Consider the following 15536-nt stretch of genomic DNA (forward strand, 5'->3'; position numbering starts at 1 on the left):
TCGTCCTTTCGCCCGATTTTTCGCTATGATGCCGGCTCCGAATCAAGGTGCCGAAACGCCCTTTTTTTCCCAAGGATTCCCAAGTGACCGACGAAACCGCAGCCCCCTCCAATTCTGAATATGGCGCGGATTCGATCAAGGTGCTGCGCGGCCTCGACGCGGTGCGCAAGCGGCCCGGCATGTATATCGGCGACACCGACGACGGCTCCGGCCTCCACCACATGGTTTACGAGGTCGTCGACAACGCCATCGACGAAACCCTCGCCGGCCACGCCACCCTCGTCACCGTGACGCTCAACGCGGATGGCTCCTGCACCGTTACCGACAACGGGCGAGGCATTCCCACGGGCCTGCATTCCGAAGAAGGGATTTCGGCCGCCGAGGTCATCATGACCCAGCTCCACGCGGGCGGAAAATTCGACCAGAACAGTTATAAAGTGTCCGGCGGACTGCACGGCGTCGGTGTGTCCGTTGTCAATGCGCTGTCTTCGAAGCTTAGCCTGCGCATCTGGCGCGACGGTCTCGAGCACGAAATCGATTTCGCCCACGGCGACGCCGTCGCGCCGCTCAAGGTGGTTGGCGAGGCCCCCATTGAGGACGGCAAACCCAAGCGTGGCACATCCGTGACCTTCCTGCCCTCTCCCGAAACGTTTTCGGCGACGGAATTCGATTACGCCACGATCGAACATCGGCTGCGCGAACTGGCGTTCCTGAATTCCGGAGTGCGCATCGTCCTCACCGACGCCCGGCACGCCGAAACCAAGACCGAAACGCTCCATTACGAGGGCGGCCTCGAAGCTTTCGTGCGTTACCTCGATCGCGCCAAGTCGCCGCTGATCACAAAACCCATCCAGATGCGCGGCGAACGCGACGGCATCACGGTGGAGGCGGCTTTGTGGTGGAATGATTCCTACCACGAGAATGTTCTGGTCTTCACCAACAACATCCCCCAGCGCGACGGCGGCACCCATCTCGCCGGTTTCCGCGCCGCCCTGACCCGGCAGGTCACGGGCTATGCGGAAAGCTCCGGCTTGAGCAAGAAGGAGAAGGTCGATCTCACCGGCGAGGATTGCCGCGAAGGCTTGACCTGTGTCGTCTCCGTCAAGGTGCCCGACCCCAAATTTTCCTCGCAGACCAAAGACAAGCTGGTCTCGTCCGAGGTCCGGCCCGCGGTGGAAGGCATCGTCAGCGAGTTCTTGGGCCAATGGCTTGAAGAAAGCCCCGCCGAGGCCAAGAACGTGGTCGGCAAGGTGGTGGAGGCGGCCTCCGCGCGCGAGGCGGCGCGCAAGGCGCGTGAGCTCACGCGCAGAAAAGGCGCGCTGGACGTCGCCAATCTCCCGGGAAAACTGGCGGATTGCCAGGAGCGCGACCCCGCCAAGGCCGAACTGTTCATCGTCGAGGGCGATTCGGCGGGCGGCTCCGCCAAACAGGGCCGCGCCCGCGAATACCAGGCGGTCCTGCCGCTGCGCGGAAAAATTCTCAACGTCGAACGCGCGCGCTTCGACAAAATGCTGTCGAGCGAACAGATCGGCACGCTGATCACCGCGCTCGGCGCCGGCATCGGCCACGACGAATTCAACATCGAGAAGCTGCGCTATCACAAGATCATCGTAATGACCGACGCGGACGTGGACGGCTCCCACATCCGCACCTTGCTGCTCACCTTCTTCTACAGGCAGATGCGGCCGCTGATCGAAAACGGTTTCCTCTATATCGCGCAGCCGCCGCTGTTCAAGGTGAAGCGCGGATCGTCCGAGCAATATCTCAAGGACGAAAAGGCCATGGACGATTACCTCATCGCCAATGGCGTGGAGGGCTCGGTGTTGCGGCTTGCCTCGGGCGAGGAGCGCGCCGGGGCCGATTTGCGCGGTCTGGTCGAGGAGGCGCGCTTCATTCGCCAGGTGCTCAACCAGTTGCACAACCGCTATGACCGGGGCGCGGTCGAGCAAGCGGCGATTTCAGGAGCGCTCAAGCCTCTGAGCGCTCTGTCCGATGAGGACGCCGCCGCAAAGGCGCAGGAGATCGCGGCGCGTCTGGACGCGCTCGCCGACGACGTCGAGCGTGGCTGGACCGGCCGCTCAGAGAACGGCGGATTCGTGCTGACGCGGGAATTGCGGGGCGTCAAGCAGGTCTTCCAACTCGACGCCGGACTGCTGGCGTCGGCGGAGGCGCGCCGCCTCGACGAGCGCGCGGCGAGCCTGCGCCAGAGTTTTTCGTCGCCGGCGACCTTGCTGCGTCGCGGCGACGAAACGCCGATCAGCGGCCCCATGGCGCTGCTGTCCGCCGTCCTCGCGGCTGGCGGCAAGGGCGTGACGCAGCAACGCTACAAGGGTCTGGGCGAAATGAACCCGGAACAGCTCTGGGAAACCACGCTGGACCGTGAAGCGCGATCGCTGTTGCAGGTGAAGGTCAAGGAAGGCGACGAAGCCGAAGACCTGTTCGTCAAGCTGATGGGCGACGTGGTGGAACCGCGCCGCGAATTCATCCAGGACAACGCGCTGAACGTCGCCAACCTCGACGTTTGAGAGAGAGCTGACTGACGCCGATCTACCAGAAGCCCAACACCAGCAAGCCGGCGAAAGGGCACAAGACCTACGACCAAGGCAGCCAGTTCACATCCTTCGCCTGGGCCGACCGCCTGAAGCACGGCGGCGTCAGGATCTCGATGGACGGCAAGGGACGCTGCATCGACAATATCTTCATCGAACGGCTCTGGCGGTCGCTGAAGTATGGGTGCGTTTATCTGCACGCCTGGGAAACGGGCTCGCAGGCTAGGGCCGAGATCGGCCGCTGGATCACTTTCTACAATCGCCAGCGGCCTCACGCCGCCCATGGCGGGCGGCCGCCTGCCATGGTTTATTGGAATGCCATTCAACCCAACCAGCAGACAAAGAGAGTAGCTTAAACCCCCCCGAAATTTGTCCAACCAACGGGGAGTAGCTCAACGGATTTGCGTCATGTTAGCCGGGGATACTCTAAGCAGTCGTCCAGCCTTTGACAGCTTCCGCACAACCTTCTTCCTGCCGATCTGCGACTCAACGCGGAGGCGCTGAGTGGAGCCCCGGCGAACCAACGCCTCCAAGAAAAACGGCGATGCAGCGTTTGACATGAGCGCGATAGCGGTCAGGATTGAATGGAGGAACCGAAGGATCGCTGGGCAGGCCAGGCGCGACGAACATCATCGCCATGAGAATGCCAGCATATTCCAGGGACTCTTCTTCGAAGACGAGTTCGCCCCGCGCCCGACGGCTCTCAAGCCACTGCGCCAATCGCGCGCGTGACGGCTCATAACCGCAACTTCGGATCGCGGTCGCCAATTCCGGCGCCATGCCCCGCTCAGCGCCGGCAAGCTGCAAAATGGACCTGCGGCTGAGATCTTCGGCCTCTGTCAAATCCACGCGGAAAATCTTCGCCAGCGCAATGTCGACAGGGTCTTCATCAGTGATCGCGCCAAAATCGAGCATCGATTGCCGGTGCCGGTCCGCCAACGCCTCAAACAAGGCCACCTTTGACGGAAACAGGCGATAAAGCGTCTGCTTGGACCAATGCCCCTTCGCCGCCAACTCGTCCATGGTGGTGGCGGCGTAGCCCTGCTCGACAAAGATCTTGAGCGCGAGGTCAAGAATCGCCTGACTTCTCTCCTCATCGGATCCCACTGGAGGACGGCCGCGGGGTCGTTTTGCTTCTTTCATAAATGGAACTCGTCGCTTGCGCCTAAGCCTGGTTGACCGACCAACACAGCCTGTTTATTTAGGGAACTAATCCGTACCATAATTAGGCGGCGCGTACATGTGGGTTCATATTCCGGCTCCCGTCGGCTCCTCGAAGATCGCATTGGCGGCTGGCGCGCTTGCTCTCGTGCTGGGGCTCTCCGCTTGCAAGGAGAGCGGACCAGGAGGTCCTCCCAGCGGAGGACCACGCCTGGGCGGTCCGGCGCCGCGCGCAGAGGTCAGCGTGGTCGTCCTCCATCCGCAATCAGTCGTCATCACCGCCGATCTCCCCGGCCGCACCAGCGCGTCCCTGGTGTCTGAAGTGCGTCCCCAGGTCACGGGGCTCATCCGCGAACGATTGTTCAAGGAGGGCTGCGACGTCAAGGCGGGCGACGTGCTCTACACCATAGAGCCGGCGAGCTACAAAGCCTCCTACGACAACGCTCTGGCGGCGCTCGCCCAGGCTCAGGCGGCTATCCCCAATGCGCAAAACAAGGCGCAGCGCTATGCAACGCTGGTTCAGCAGAAAGCCATCGCCAAGCAGGACTATGACGACGCGGTCGCCACGCTGAACCAGGCGAAGGCGGCGGTGGCGATCGCCGAAGCCAGCGTCTCCACTGCCAAAATCAATCTCGATTTCACCAAGATCACCGCGCCGATTTCGGGACGCATCGACCGCTCCTCGCTCACGCCGGGCGCGCTGGTCTCCGCCAACCAGACCGCTCTGCTGACGACCATACGCACCATCGATCCGATCTTTGTCGACATTACCCAATCCGCCACCCGCTTCCTGCAATTGCGGGAGGCGATGCGGAAGGGCGTGCTGAAGATTTCCGGCGACAATGTGAGGGTGCGCTTGCGCCTCGACGACGGCGGTTTCTATCCGCTCGAAGGCACGATGGAGGCGCGCGAGGACAACGTCAGCCAGACCACCGGGACGTACACGCTGCGCGCCGTCTTTCCCAATCCCGACCACCTGCTGCTGCCCGGCATGTATGTCCGGGCTGTGGTCGAGCAAGGCGTGCAAAAGGCGTCCTTCCTCGCCCCGCAGCGCGCCGTCACCCACGACACGAGGGGCGAACCCGTTGCGCTTTTCGTCGACGATGACGGCAAAGTTGAAAGCCGCACGCTGAAAATCGGCGGCAGCGTCGGCCATAACTGGCTGGTTGAGAGCGGTTTGAACGACGGCGACCGCATCGTGGTGGAAGGCTCGATGAAGGTGCGGCCCGGCCAGGAGGTCGCGGCGGTCGAGGCCGTGATCGACGAAACCACCGGCGAGATCGTCTCGCGCGGCGCGCGGCGATAAAGCGGGAAGAATGATGTCGCGTTTTTTCATAGACCGGCCCATTTTCGCCTGGGTGGTCGCACTGTCGATCATGCTGCTCGGGTTGTTGGCGCTGCGCACGCTCCCCGTTTCGCAATATCCGCAGATTGCGCCAACCAGCGTGCGCATCACCGCCAATTACGCTGGCGCCGACGCGCAGACGGTGGAGGATTCCGTCACCAAGGTCATCGAAGCCGGCATGACCGGCATCGACAATTTCGACTTCATGACCTCGACGTCGACGTCCACCGGGCAGTCGCAAATCAACATCACCTTCACCGCCGGCGCCGACCCCAACATCGCGCAGGTGCAGGTGCAGAACAAATTGCAGCTGGTGCAGGCCAAGCTGCCGTCAGCGGTGCAGACGACCGGCGTCACCGTCGCCAAGTCCACCTCCGGCTTCCTCATGGTGGTGGGCTTCATCTCCACGGACGGGTCGATGAGCTCCATCGATCTCTCCGACTACATCTACAGTTCGCTGAACGATACGCTAAGCCGGCTGCCGGGCGTCGGCGACACCACGATCTTCGGATCCAACTACGCCATGCGGATCTGGCTCGATCCCGACAAGCTCGCCAAATATGCGCTGATTCCCAGCGACGTCACCGGCGCAATCGCCGCGCAGAACACCCAGCTCGCCGTAGGACAACTCGGCGCCATTCCTGCGGTCAAGGGGCAGCAGCTCAACGTCACGGTGACTGCGCGCAGCCGTTTGCAGACGCCCGAACAGTTCCGCAATATCATCCTGAAGAGCCAGACCGACGGCTCCGTGGTGCGCATCAACGATGTCGCGACCGTCGAACTCGCGGCGGAAGATTTCAACACGCAGTCGAAGTTCAACGGCAAACCGGCCGCGGGACTCGCCATAAGCCTCGCCTCGGGCGCCAACGCCATGACCACGGCGACCATCGTCACAGCGGCGCTGGAACGCCTGAGCAAGAGCTTTCCGCCCGGGCTGAAGGTCGTCTATCCCTACGACACCACGCCCTTCGTGCGCATCTCGATCGAGGATGTGGTCAAGACCCTGTTCGAGGCGATCGTCCTCGTCTGCGTCATTATGTTCGTGTTCTTGCAGAATGTGCGCGCGACGCTGGTCCCGACTTTGGCGGTGCCCATGGTCCTCCTCGGCACATTCGGCGTGCTGGCGGCGCTGAACTATTCGATCAACACGCTGACCATGTTCGGCATGGTGCTCGCCATCGGTCTGCTGGTGGACGACGCCATCGTCGTGGTCGAGAACGTCGAACGCCTCATGCGCGAGAAAGGCTTGTCTCCGCGGGACGCCACCATCGAGTCCATGAAGGAAATCTCCGGCGCGCTGATCGGCATCGCCACCGTGCTTTCCGCCGTCTTCATTCCCATGGCCTTTTTCGGCGGCTCGGTTGGCGTCATCTATCGGCAATTCTCCGTCACCATTGTCACCGCCATGGCGCTCTCGGTGATTTGCGCGCTGACGTTTACGCCCGCGCTCTGCGCCACCCTTTTGCGCCCGCACGCCATTGGACAGGGAGGTCGCGCGGCTTCGGCGTTCAATCGGTATTTCGATCGTTTCGCGCTCACCTACCAGAAGGGTGCGCAACGCGTCCTGAACCGGCCTCGCGCCGGCTTCGCCGCCTTCGCCGCGCTGCTGGCGGTCATGGCGCTGCTGTTCGTGCGCCTGCCGACGTCCTTCCTCCCGGACGAAGACCAGGGCCTGCTCATCGGCTCCGTGCAATTGCCGGTCGGCGCCACAAGGGACCGCACCGAACAGGCGCTTGGCGAACTCACGTCCTATTTCCTGGACAAGGAGAAGGACGCGGTGGAAAGCGTGATGACCGTTTCTGGCTTCGGCTTTGGCGGACAGGGGCAAAATGTCGGAACCGCCTTTATCCGCCTCAAGGATTTCGACCTGCGCAAGGCCGCCAACCTCAAGGCCGACGCGGTGGCGCGCCGCGCCATGGGCAGCTTCATGCAGTCGCGCGACGCCATGATCTTCGCCTTCAATCCGCCGGCGGTCCAAGGCATGGGCAATTCCAACGGTTTTGATTTCTTCCTGCAAGACATGGGCGGCGAGGGTCATCGCGCGCTGCTCGATGCGCGCAACCGCCTTGTCGGCGACATGGGGAAAAGCGCGTCCTTGATGGCTGTGCGCGCCAACGGGCAGGACGACACGCCGCAATTGCAGGTCGACATAGACCAGGAAAAGGCCGGCGCCTTCGGCCTCAGTCTGGGCGACGTCAACAACACGCTTTCCGTCGCCTGGGGCAGTCAGTACGTGAACGACTTCATGGACCGGGGCCGCGTGAAAAAGGTCTATGTGCAGAGCGCGCCGCAGTTTCGCATGCAAATCGAGGATCTCGACCGCTGGCATGTGCGCGCCTCCGACGGCGCGATGGCGCCCTTCTCGGTCTTTTCCACCGCGCGCTGGACGTTCGAGTCGCCCCGGCTCGAACGCTACAACGGTGTTTCCGCCGTCGAAATCCTGGGTTCCGGCGCGCCCGGTGTTTCGTCGGGCACAGCGATGAACGAGGCTGAGCGCTTGGTCGGACAGTTGCCGTCGAGCTACCAGTTGTCCTGGACCGGCCTGTCCTATCAGGAAAAACTCTCCGGCAGTCAGGCGGCGGCTCTCTACGCCATCTCGCTGATCGTGGTCTTCCTGGCGCTCGCCGCGCTTTACGAAAGTTGGAGCATCCCCTTCGCCATCCTTCTGGCGGCGCCGGTCGGCATCGTCGGGGCGCTGGTCGGAGCCTCGCTGTTTGGCCAGAACAATGACGTCTATTTCAAGGTCGGCCTGCTCACCACTATCGGGCTGTCGGCGAAAAACGCCATTCTCATCGCGGAATTCGCGGTGGAGCGGCAAACGCGCGGCGAGGGCCTGATCGCGGCGACGCTGGAGGCGGCGCGCCAGCGCCTGCGCCCCATCCTCATGACCTCGCTCGCCTTCATCCTCGGGGTGTTGCCCCTCGCTGTGGCGAGCGGGGCCGGATCTGGCGCGCAAAACTCCATCGGCATCGGCGTCATGTTCGGCATGGTCTCGGCGACGGCGCTCGGCGTCCTGTTCATCCCGCTGCTTTTCGTGGCCATCCGGCGCATTTTCCCCGACGCCGCCAAGCCGTCGGAGGTCCGCGAATGATCCGGTCCGCGCTCCCGTGCCTCCTCGCGCTCTCGCTCGGCGGCTGCGCCGTCGGGCCTGTCGCCACACCGCTTGACGCTCCGGTTCCGGCCAGATGGAGCGAGGCGCCGCGCGCCAAGGCCAAACGCGCGTCCATCGGCGACTGGTGGCGCGCGTTCAATGAACCCTTGCTCAGCGCCTTGATCGAGGAGGCCGTCGCGGGCAACCAGAGCGTGGCGGCGGCAAAGGCCAAGGTGCGAGAGGCGCGCGCCAGCCGCCGGATGAGCGCCGCCGCGTTGGCGCCCTCCGTGAGCGGCGCCGCCTCGGCGACCCCGCAACAATCCTCGGCAACGACAGGCGGGGTCGCCGTCTACAACCAGTTTGTCGGCGGCCTCGACGCCAGCTGGGAGATCGACATTTTCGGCGGCAACCGTCGCACGCTTGAAGCTTCCGATTTCGCGGCGCGAGCCGCGGAGGACGATCTCGACGCCGCGCTGCTGACCCTCGTCGGCGATGTCGCCACTTATTACATAGAGGCGCGGGGCTATCAGGCGCGCATCGCGCTGGCGCGCAGCACGGCGGAATCGCAGCGAAAGACGGCGGCGCTCACCCAAACGAAATTCCAGGTCGGTTCGGCTTCCGCCGTCGACACGTCCAAGGCCGAGGCGCTTGCCGCCAACACCGAGGCGACCATCCCGCCATTCCGCGCTTCGTTCGATCAGGCTGTGCATCGGCTCGGCATATTGACAGGGCAGGCGCCGGGCGCGCTGGCGCAACGCATGGCGGCTGTCCGCCCAATCCCCACGCCGCGCAAAGCTTTGCCGCTGGGCCTGCCGGCGGACCTCCTGAAAAACCGGCCTGACGTGCGGGCGGCTGAAAAACGCGTGGCGGAATACACCGCCCAAATCGGCGTCGCCGAGGCCCAACTCTATCCCAAACTCTCTCTCACCGGCAGCGTGTCCACCAATGCGCTGCGGGTCGAGGATTTCGCCAAGGCCTCGACCGTTGCGTGGTCCTATGGCCCGAGCCTGTCCATCCCGTTCTTCCAAGGTGGCAAGCTGACGGCGCAGGTCGATTACGCCAAGGCGACGCGCGACGAGTATCTGACGACCTGGCGCGCCACGGTGCTGACGGCGCTGGAGGACGTCGAGAACGGGATCGTCGCGCTGAACCAGGAGAAGCTGCACGCGAAGAAGCTGGCGGAATCCGCTGCGGGCTACGCCAAGGCGGCCACCCTGTCGCGGTCGCTCTACGCGATGGGAAGCACCAGCTTCCTCGACGTGCTCGACGCAGAACGCTCGCTTTACTCGGAGCAGGACACGCTATTGGTCAGCCGGACCGCCATCGCGACGGATCACGTCGCGCTCGCCAAGGCGCTTGGCGGCGGCTGGACGAAGCCCGTGGATCCGACCGCGCCGGAGGTCATCGACGCGAACGAAGGCCCCCGTCTGGCGACAGCACAGGAAACGATGACGCCAGAGCCGCAGGCGATCGTTCAGCCCTGATCCCATTTCAACAGCGCCCGTCAGGCGAGTGCTTTTGAATGTCGCAAATCGGAGGCCGACCGGTCCTCGGAGGCTCTAGATCAATGTCTGCAATGGATCGACATGAAATTTCGCAGGCGATCTCGGGCAAGTCTCCTTTGAGCCGTTCGCTACCTTCCCAGCTTGGCCTCGGCTGGATTTCTACGACGTTCAAGGATCACGGCCCTTCGCGGCGGAAACCGGTCATTGTCCGGACGGATGGTTTGCATCTCTTTCCGGACGTAGGCTGAATCGTAAAAACGCATGGCCACAGCATGATGGCTCCGCCAATTTCAAGCTGTCTGAGAGGTTTTCGCGAGATCGTCGCCCGAGGTCATCATCCGCTCGCTCTTCCCTCTTTGCGAGATCTTGACGATCAGCACATAAAGCAGCGGCGTCACGAACACCGCCAGCGCTGTCGCGGCGATCATGCCGCCGAGCACGCCGGTGCCGATGGCGCGCTGGCTGTTCATGCCGGGGCCGGTCGCCAGCGCCAGCGGCGTCACACCCAAAATGAAGGCGAAGGAGGTCATGACGATCGGTCGGAAGCGCAATTCGCAAGCCGCCAGCGCCGCCTCGCGCAATGAGCGCCCCTGCGTCAAAAACTCGCTGGCCACTTCGACGATCAGGATGGCGTTCTTGGCGGTCAGTCCGACCACGGTGACCAAGCCGACCTTGAAATAGATGTCGTTGGGCAAGTCGCGCAGCAACATGGCGACAACCGCGCCGAAACCGCCGGTCGGGACCGCCAGCAGCACCACCAGCGGGATGGACCAGCTTTCATAGAGCGCGGCGAGGCACAGGAAGACGCTCAGCAGCGACAGGGCGAACAGATAGACGGCCTGGCTGCCCGAAAGTTTTTCCTGAAGCGATTGCCCGGTCCAGGCGAACTCAAACCCTTGCGGCAATTGGGCGGCGAGCCGCTCCATTTCCGCCATGGCGTCGCCGCTGGAGGAACCCGGCGCCGCGCTGCCCGAAAATTTTATGCTTGGGTAGCCATTGTAGCCGACCACTTGCGCGGGACCCATCGCCCAGCCGATCCGGGCGAAGGATTGCAGCGGCGTCATCTGCCCCTGCGCATTGCGCACATAAATGTTGAGGAGGTCGTCCGGCTTCATGCGCCGGGCGGCGTCCGCCTGCACGATCACCTGCTGCATCCGGCCCTGGCTGGGAAAATCGTTGACATAGACCGAGCCGAGGCTGGTCGAGAGCGCCTCGTTGACGCTCGCAAAGGTGACGCCGAGCGCATTCGCCTTCTGTCGGTCGATCATGAGTTCGATCTGCGGCGCGGTCGGCAGCCCCTCGACATAGACGCCCGTTAGGATCGGGCTTTGGCTCGCCGCCTTCAGCAGCTGGTCGCGCGCGGAGGCGAGCGCCGCGTAGCCTTGCTGGGCCTTGTCCTGCAAACGGAAGTTGAACCCGCTGGAATTGCCCAGCGAGTCGATCGCCGGAGGCGCCAGCGTCATGGCGACCGCGTCGGGAAGCGCGCCGAGCGCGGCGTTGGCGCGGGCGCTGATGGCGTCGGCGCTGTCTTGCGGGCCGCGCTCCTCCCAGTCTTTCAAGTTCACAAAGGCCAAAGTGGTGTTCTGGCCCTGGCCGGAAAAGCCGAAACCGAGAATCTGTACATGCCCGGCGACCGCCTTTTCCGCGGCAAAATGATCCTCGATCCGCTTCGCCACATCGAGTGTCCGCTCGGCGGAAGCTTCCGGCGGGGTCTGCGCATCAACGATGACATAGCCCTGATCTTCCGTGGGCAGAAAACTCGACGGCAGGCGCGCATAGCCCCAGCCGAGCGCGAGCAGCAGCGCCGCATAAACGGCGAGCGAACGCACTGGCCGGCGCAGCAGCCGCGCGACGCCCGACAGATAGGTCCGCTTGCTGGTTGCGAACGCACGGTTGAAGGCCTTGAAAAAGCCGCGCGGCTCATGGCCGTCAGCAACAGGCTTCAGCAAGGTCGCGCATAGCGCGGGCGTCAGCGACAGAGCGAGGAAGGCGGACAGGGCAATGGAGGTCGCCATGCTGACTGCGAACTGGCGATAGATCACCCCGACGGAGCCGGGAAATGCGGCCATGGGGACGAAGACGGCGACCAAAACCGAGGTGATGCCGATAATGGCGGCTCTGATCTGCCCCATCGCCTTGCGGGTGGCCTCGCGCGGCGAAAGTTTTTCTTGCCCCATGGTGCGCTCGACATTTTCCACCACGACAATGGCGTCGTCCACCAGAATGCCGATGGCCAGCACCATGCCGAACATGGTCAGCACATTCACCGAAAAGCCGGCGATCAGCAGCGCGCCGCAGGCGCCGAGCAGGGCGATCGGCACGACAATGGCCGGAATCAGCGTGTAACGCAGGTTTTGCAGGAACAGGAACATCACCGCGAAGACGAGGATCATCGCCTCGACCAGCGTCTTGAGCACCTGGTGGATCGAAACTTCGACAAAGGGCGTGGTGTCATAGGGTGTGGCCACGCTGACATTGGCGGGCAGCGTTTTTTGCAATTGCGCCAGTTTCGCCTTCAAGGCCGCGGCGGTCGAAAGCGCGTTGCCGCCGGGAGCGAGCTGGATGCCGATGCCGGCGGCGGGGCGCCCGTCGAGGCGTGTCTGGTTGGCGTAGGACTGGCCGGCGCGCTCGACGGTCGCGACATCGCGCAGGCGCGCCAGCGATCCATCGGGATTGGCGCGCAAGACGATGTCCTCGAACTCCGCGACCGTGGTGAGCTGCCCCTTCACCAGCACATTGGCGACGATGCGCTGGCCGGGGCTGGCCGGCAGCGCGCCGATGGTTCCCGAGGCGACCAGCGCGTTCTGGGCGGAGATCGCGGCGGTGACATCGCCGGGCGTCAGGTTGAGACCCACCAGTTTGGCCGGGTCGATCCAGACGCGCATCGCCTTTTCCGTCGAGAACAGGATGGCGCGGCCCACGCCGGGAACGCGCCGCAACTCGCCCAGGACGCGCCGCGCCGCGAGATCGCCGAGATCGGCTTCGCTCAGGGCGCCGTCGCGCGACGACAGCGTCACCACCTGGAGGAAGCTGGTGCTGGCCTCTTCGACCGTGACGCCCTGCTGGATCACGACGCGCGGCAAGCGCGCCTCGATGCGCTTGATCCGGTTCTGCACGGCGACTGTCGCGTCCGAAGCATTGGCGCCCGGGGCGAACGAGATCATGATCTGGGTCTGACCGGAGGTGTCGCTGGTCGATTCAAAATACATCAGGCGGGGAATGCCGTTCAGCTCCTCCTCGATGATGCGGGTGACGCCATCGTAGAGCCGTTCCGGCGGCGCGCCGGGATAGGTCGCCGTCACCTGAACGGTGACCGGGGCGACATCCGGATATTGCGACACCGGCAGAAAGACGAGCGCGATCAGGCCAGCGAGCGCGATGAAGATCGAGATGACCCAGGCGAAGATCGGCCGGTCGATGAAGAAATTGGTCATTTCCGCGCTTTCGAAAACGGGTCAGGGTTTTGCGGCCGCAGCCGCGCCGGCGTCGCGCCACGGTTTTGGCGTGACGGGCATGCCGGGCTGGATTTTCTGAAAACCTTCGACCACCACCATGTCACCGGGCTTCAGACCGTCCTCCACGATCCAGCCGGCCTCCGTCAGCGCGCCCGTGCGCAGCGGGCGCAGCGCCAGGGTTTTGTCGTCGCCGACGACATAGGCCTGCGCCTCGCCGGCGCTGCTGCGCTGAATGGCCTGGGACGGCACGATCACCGCGCCCGCCGTCACGCCCAAAGGGACGCGGATGCGGACATAGGCCCCCGGCAGCAGCGCGCCCTTGGGGTTGGCGAAGGCGGCGCGCAAACTGACCTGTCCGGTGCCGGCGTCCACGCTGACATCGGAAAACAGCAGTTTGCCGGCGCCGGGGCGCAGCGCGCCATCGGCGTTGACCTGCTGGACTTCGGTCGCCGCAGCGTCGGCGGCGCGGTCCATGAGCAGCCCGACCTCGGAGGCGTCCGCGCTGAAATCGGCGTAGATCGGGTCGATCTGCTGGATCACGGCCAGCCTGGTCGCGTCACCTTGCGCCAGCGATCCCTCGGTGACCAGGGCGCGGCCAATGCGTCCGGCGATCGGGGCGCGGACCGTGGCGTGGTCGAGGTCGATTTTGGCGCGGGCGAGTTGCGCCTTGGCGCTGGCGACATCGGCCTCGGCCTGCTGGAGGGTTGCTGTGGCGATGTCGTGCTGGGCGGTGCTGGCCGCCCGCTTTTCCAGCAAGGCGTCGGTGCGTTCGGCCTGTCTGAGCGCTTGAATCCGGTTCGCCTCGGCGCGGGCGACCGCAGCCGCCTTGGCGTCGACCTCGGCCTGATAGATCGCGGGGTCGATTCGGAAAAGGATGTCGCCTTCCGCGACGCTGGCGCCTTCCTTGAACGCGCGCTCCTGAATGATGCCCGCGACCTGGGCCCGCACTTCGGCGACCCGGGTCGAGGACAGGCGGCCCGGGAGGTCGACGGTCCGCGGCGCTTCGACCGCTGCGGCGACGAATGTGGACACTTCAACGGCGGCGGAGTCGGCGGCGGGCGCCGAGGCATCGTTCGCGGCTGGCTTGCACCCGGCGAGCGCCAGAACAAGACAGGATGCGACAGCCGGGAGGCTCGGACGGAGAGGAATACGCCAGCTTTCGCTCTGTCTCATGGAGATTTCGGTCCTGTTCCATTCGCCTTGCGGCGCGTTGCTTGCGGTGGCTCTCGACGCTATTCGACAAGCCCGGAGCGGTGTGCTTGGCTTGGCGGGGCTTGCCAAAGCGGCGACGAGCTTTTAATTCCATACGTATGGATTGGAAAGAGGAAAAATGGGCCGTACGCGAACGATCGACCGCGACAAGGTGCTGGATATCGCCGAACAGATCGTTCTCCGCGACGGCGCGACCGCGCTCACGTTTGACGCCGTCGCCAAGGCCGCCGGCATCACCAAGGGCGGGTTGCAGTACTGCTTTGGCAGCAAGGACGACCTGATCGGCGCGATCGTCGAACGCGGCGCCAAGTTTTTTGAGGCTGAACTTGCGCGGAACACCCCACCCGGCGCCGACGGTCTTGCGCGGGCGAAAGGCTATATTCTGACTTCCGGTCAGATCGACGAGGCGACGCAGGCCAAATACATCGGCATGCTCATCGCATTGCTCCAGGCGCCAGAGCAAATGCAGAAAATCCGTGACTGTTACGCCGAGTGGATCACCCAAGCTGATCCTTGCTCCGAGCCGGAGCGCAGGATCAGGACGGCGCTGATCGCCGCCGAGGGCGCTTTTTTTCTTCGCAGTCTTGGTCTCGTGACAATGGACCAGGCCGGCTGGGACGCTGTCTTCGCGGATATTCTCAAGCTGCTCTGAACCGAACCGACCAACGAATCCTTGTTGAGGCCAGCAGGTCGCGCGTGGCGTAGCAGGTTGTGAGCCTATTCGGAACCAATTGAGCTACTCCCCGTTGGTTGGACAAATTTCGGGGGGATTTAAGCTACTCTCGTTGTCTGCTGGTCGGGTTGAATGGCATTCCAATAAACCATGGCAGGCGGCCGCCCGCCATGGGCGGCGTGAGGCCGCTGGCGATTGTAGAAAGTGATCCAGCGGCCGATCTCGGCCTTAGAGCGCGTTGACATTTGGGATTCCCACAGACTCGCAAATCTGATTCAAGCTCCTTTTCGGTCGGGAGCCATGAATGTCGGTTCGCTTGGTGTTGGGAGATTCTCAATGGGTTCGGATGGCGCCGCATCTGCCTGGAAAGGTGGGCGATCCAGGCCGGAGCGGAGCCGACAACCGGCTGTTTGTCGAAGCCGTTCTCTGGTTGGCGCGAACGGGTTCGCCGTGGCGTGATCTTCCAGAGTAATTACCCAGGCCCATCGGCGGCGCGGCAGGGCTTGCGCTCCCGCCCGGATTTTGATTCAAAATTTGGATGAATC

General features: G+C 63.9%; 9 protein-coding genes and 2 pseudogenes. 7 read left to right on the top strand and 4 right to left on the bottom strand.

Annotated features, from left to right (window positions below; translation table 11 throughout):
* Positions 1–83 precede the first annotated feature (83 nt).
* Both gyrB and GJ654_RS19625 read left to right on the top strand, forming a co-directional pair.
* Positions 84–2525 carry a DNA topoisomerase (ATP-hydrolyzing) subunit B gene (gene gyrB, locus GJ654_RS19620; protein WP_264586316.1) on the top strand — a complete coding sequence of 814 codons (2442 nt, stop codon included), beginning with the start codon at positions 84–86 and terminating at the stop codon, positions 2523–2525.
* A gap of 71 nt (positions 2526–2596) precedes the next feature.
* Positions 2597–2905, top strand: a pseudogene (locus tag GJ654_RS19625) (transposase); the annotation flags it as partial.
* 130 nt (positions 2906–3035) lie between these two features.
* On the opposite strand, the gene GJ654_RS19630 reads toward GJ654_RS19625, so the two are convergent.
* Complete coding sequence (locus tag GJ654_RS19630; RefSeq protein ID WP_155447878.1) at positions 3036–3692, bottom strand: TetR/AcrR family transcriptional regulator; 657 nt, start codon at positions 3690–3692, stop codon at positions 3036–3038.
* 262 nt (positions 3693–3954) lie between these two features.
* Here GJ654_RS19630 and GJ654_RS19635 point away from each other — a divergent pair, with 262 nt between their 5' ends.
* From GJ654_RS19635 to GJ654_RS19645, 3 genes are read left to right on the top strand one after another with little or no spacing between them, the layout of a single operon-like run.
* Positions 3955–5016 carry an efflux RND transporter periplasmic adaptor subunit gene (locus GJ654_RS19635; RefSeq protein WP_319802139.1) on the top strand — a complete coding sequence of 354 codons (1062 nt, stop codon included), beginning with the start codon at positions 3955–3957 and terminating at the stop codon, positions 5014–5016.
* A 13-nt stretch (positions 5017–5029) separates the two neighbouring features.
* Positions 5030–8146: an efflux RND transporter permease subunit gene (locus tag GJ654_RS19640; RefSeq protein ID WP_155447880.1), complete on the top strand. Its 3117-nt coding sequence runs from the start codon at positions 5030–5032 to the stop codon at positions 8144–8146.
* Positions 8143–9630 carry an efflux transporter outer membrane subunit gene (locus tag GJ654_RS19645; RefSeq protein WP_155447881.1) on the top strand — a complete coding sequence of 496 codons (1488 nt, stop codon included), beginning with the start codon at positions 8143–8145 and terminating at the stop codon, positions 9628–9630. Before GJ654_RS19640 ends, GJ654_RS19645 begins: the two co-directional genes overlap by 4 nt.
* A gap of 311 nt (positions 9631–9941) precedes the next feature.
* Here the strand turns inward: GJ654_RS19645 and GJ654_RS19650 are convergent, their stop codons facing one another.
* Positions 9942–13085, bottom strand: coding sequence for a multidrug efflux RND transporter permease subunit (locus GJ654_RS19650; protein ID WP_155447882.1), 3144 nt, complete (start codon positions 13083–13085; stop codon positions 9942–9944).
* A 21-nt stretch (positions 13086–13106) separates the two neighbouring features.
* Positions 13107–14279 (bottom strand): efflux RND transporter periplasmic adaptor subunit, encoded by a 1173-nt coding sequence (locus GJ654_RS19655; RefSeq protein WP_155447883.1) that lies wholly within the window; start codon positions 14277–14279, stop codon positions 13107–13109.
* A 157-nt stretch (positions 14280–14436) separates the two neighbouring features.
* Here GJ654_RS19655 and GJ654_RS19660 point away from each other — a divergent pair, with 157 nt between their 5' ends.
* Positions 14437–14970, top strand: coding sequence for a TetR/AcrR family transcriptional regulator (locus GJ654_RS19660; protein ID WP_155447884.1), 534 nt, complete (start codon positions 14437–14439; stop codon positions 14968–14970).
* 119 nt (positions 14971–15089) lie between these two features.
* Here GJ654_RS19660 and GJ654_RS21715 read toward each other — a convergent pair whose 3' ends face one another.
* Entirely contained in the window at positions 15090–15236 is a 147-nt protein-coding gene (locus GJ654_RS21715; RefSeq protein WP_155447885.1) for an integrase core domain-containing protein, read from the bottom strand.
* A 59-nt stretch (positions 15237–15295) separates the two neighbouring features.
* On the opposite strand from GJ654_RS21715, the pseudogene GJ654_RS19670 reads away from it, so the two are divergent.
* A pseudogene (locus GJ654_RS19670) lies at positions 15296–15460 on the top strand (transposase); the annotation flags it as partial.
* Positions 15461–15536 lie beyond the last annotated feature (76 nt).

Origin of the sequence: Rhodoblastus acidophilus (genome assembly GCF_009720655.1) — a bacterium.
Classification (GTDB): domain Bacteria; phylum Pseudomonadota; class Alphaproteobacteria; order Rhizobiales; family Beijerinckiaceae; genus Rhodoblastus; species Rhodoblastus acidophilus_A.

Excerpts from the sequence above, each read along its gene's own strand:
- GJ654_RS19630 (WP_155447878.1), bottom strand. The coding sequence starts at position 3,692 with ATGAAAGAAGCAAAACGACCCCGCGGCCGTCCTCCAGTGGGATCCGAT.
- GJ654_RS19640 (WP_155447880.1), top strand. The coding sequence starts at position 5,030 with ATGTCGCGTTTTTTCATAGACCGGCCCATTTTCGCCTGGGTGGTCGCA.
- GJ654_RS19645 (WP_155447881.1), top strand. The coding sequence starts at position 8,143 with ATGATCCGGTCCGCGCTCCCGTGCCTCCTCGCGCTCTCGCTCGGCGGC.
- GJ654_RS19650 (WP_155447882.1), bottom strand. The coding sequence starts at position 13,085 with ATGACCAATTTCTTCATCGACCGGCCGATCTTCGCCTGGGTCATCTCG.
- GJ654_RS19655 (WP_155447883.1), bottom strand. The coding sequence starts at position 14,279 with ATGAGACAGAGCGAAAGCTGGCGTATTCCTCTCCGTCCGAGCCTCCCG.
- GJ654_RS19660 (WP_155447884.1), top strand. The coding sequence starts at position 14,437 with ATGGGCCGTACGCGAACGATCGACCGCGACAAGGTGCTGGATATCGCC.
- GJ654_RS21715 (WP_155447885.1), bottom strand. The coding sequence starts at position 15,236 with ATGTCAACGCGCTCTAAGGCCGAGATCGGCCGCTGGATCACTTTCTAC.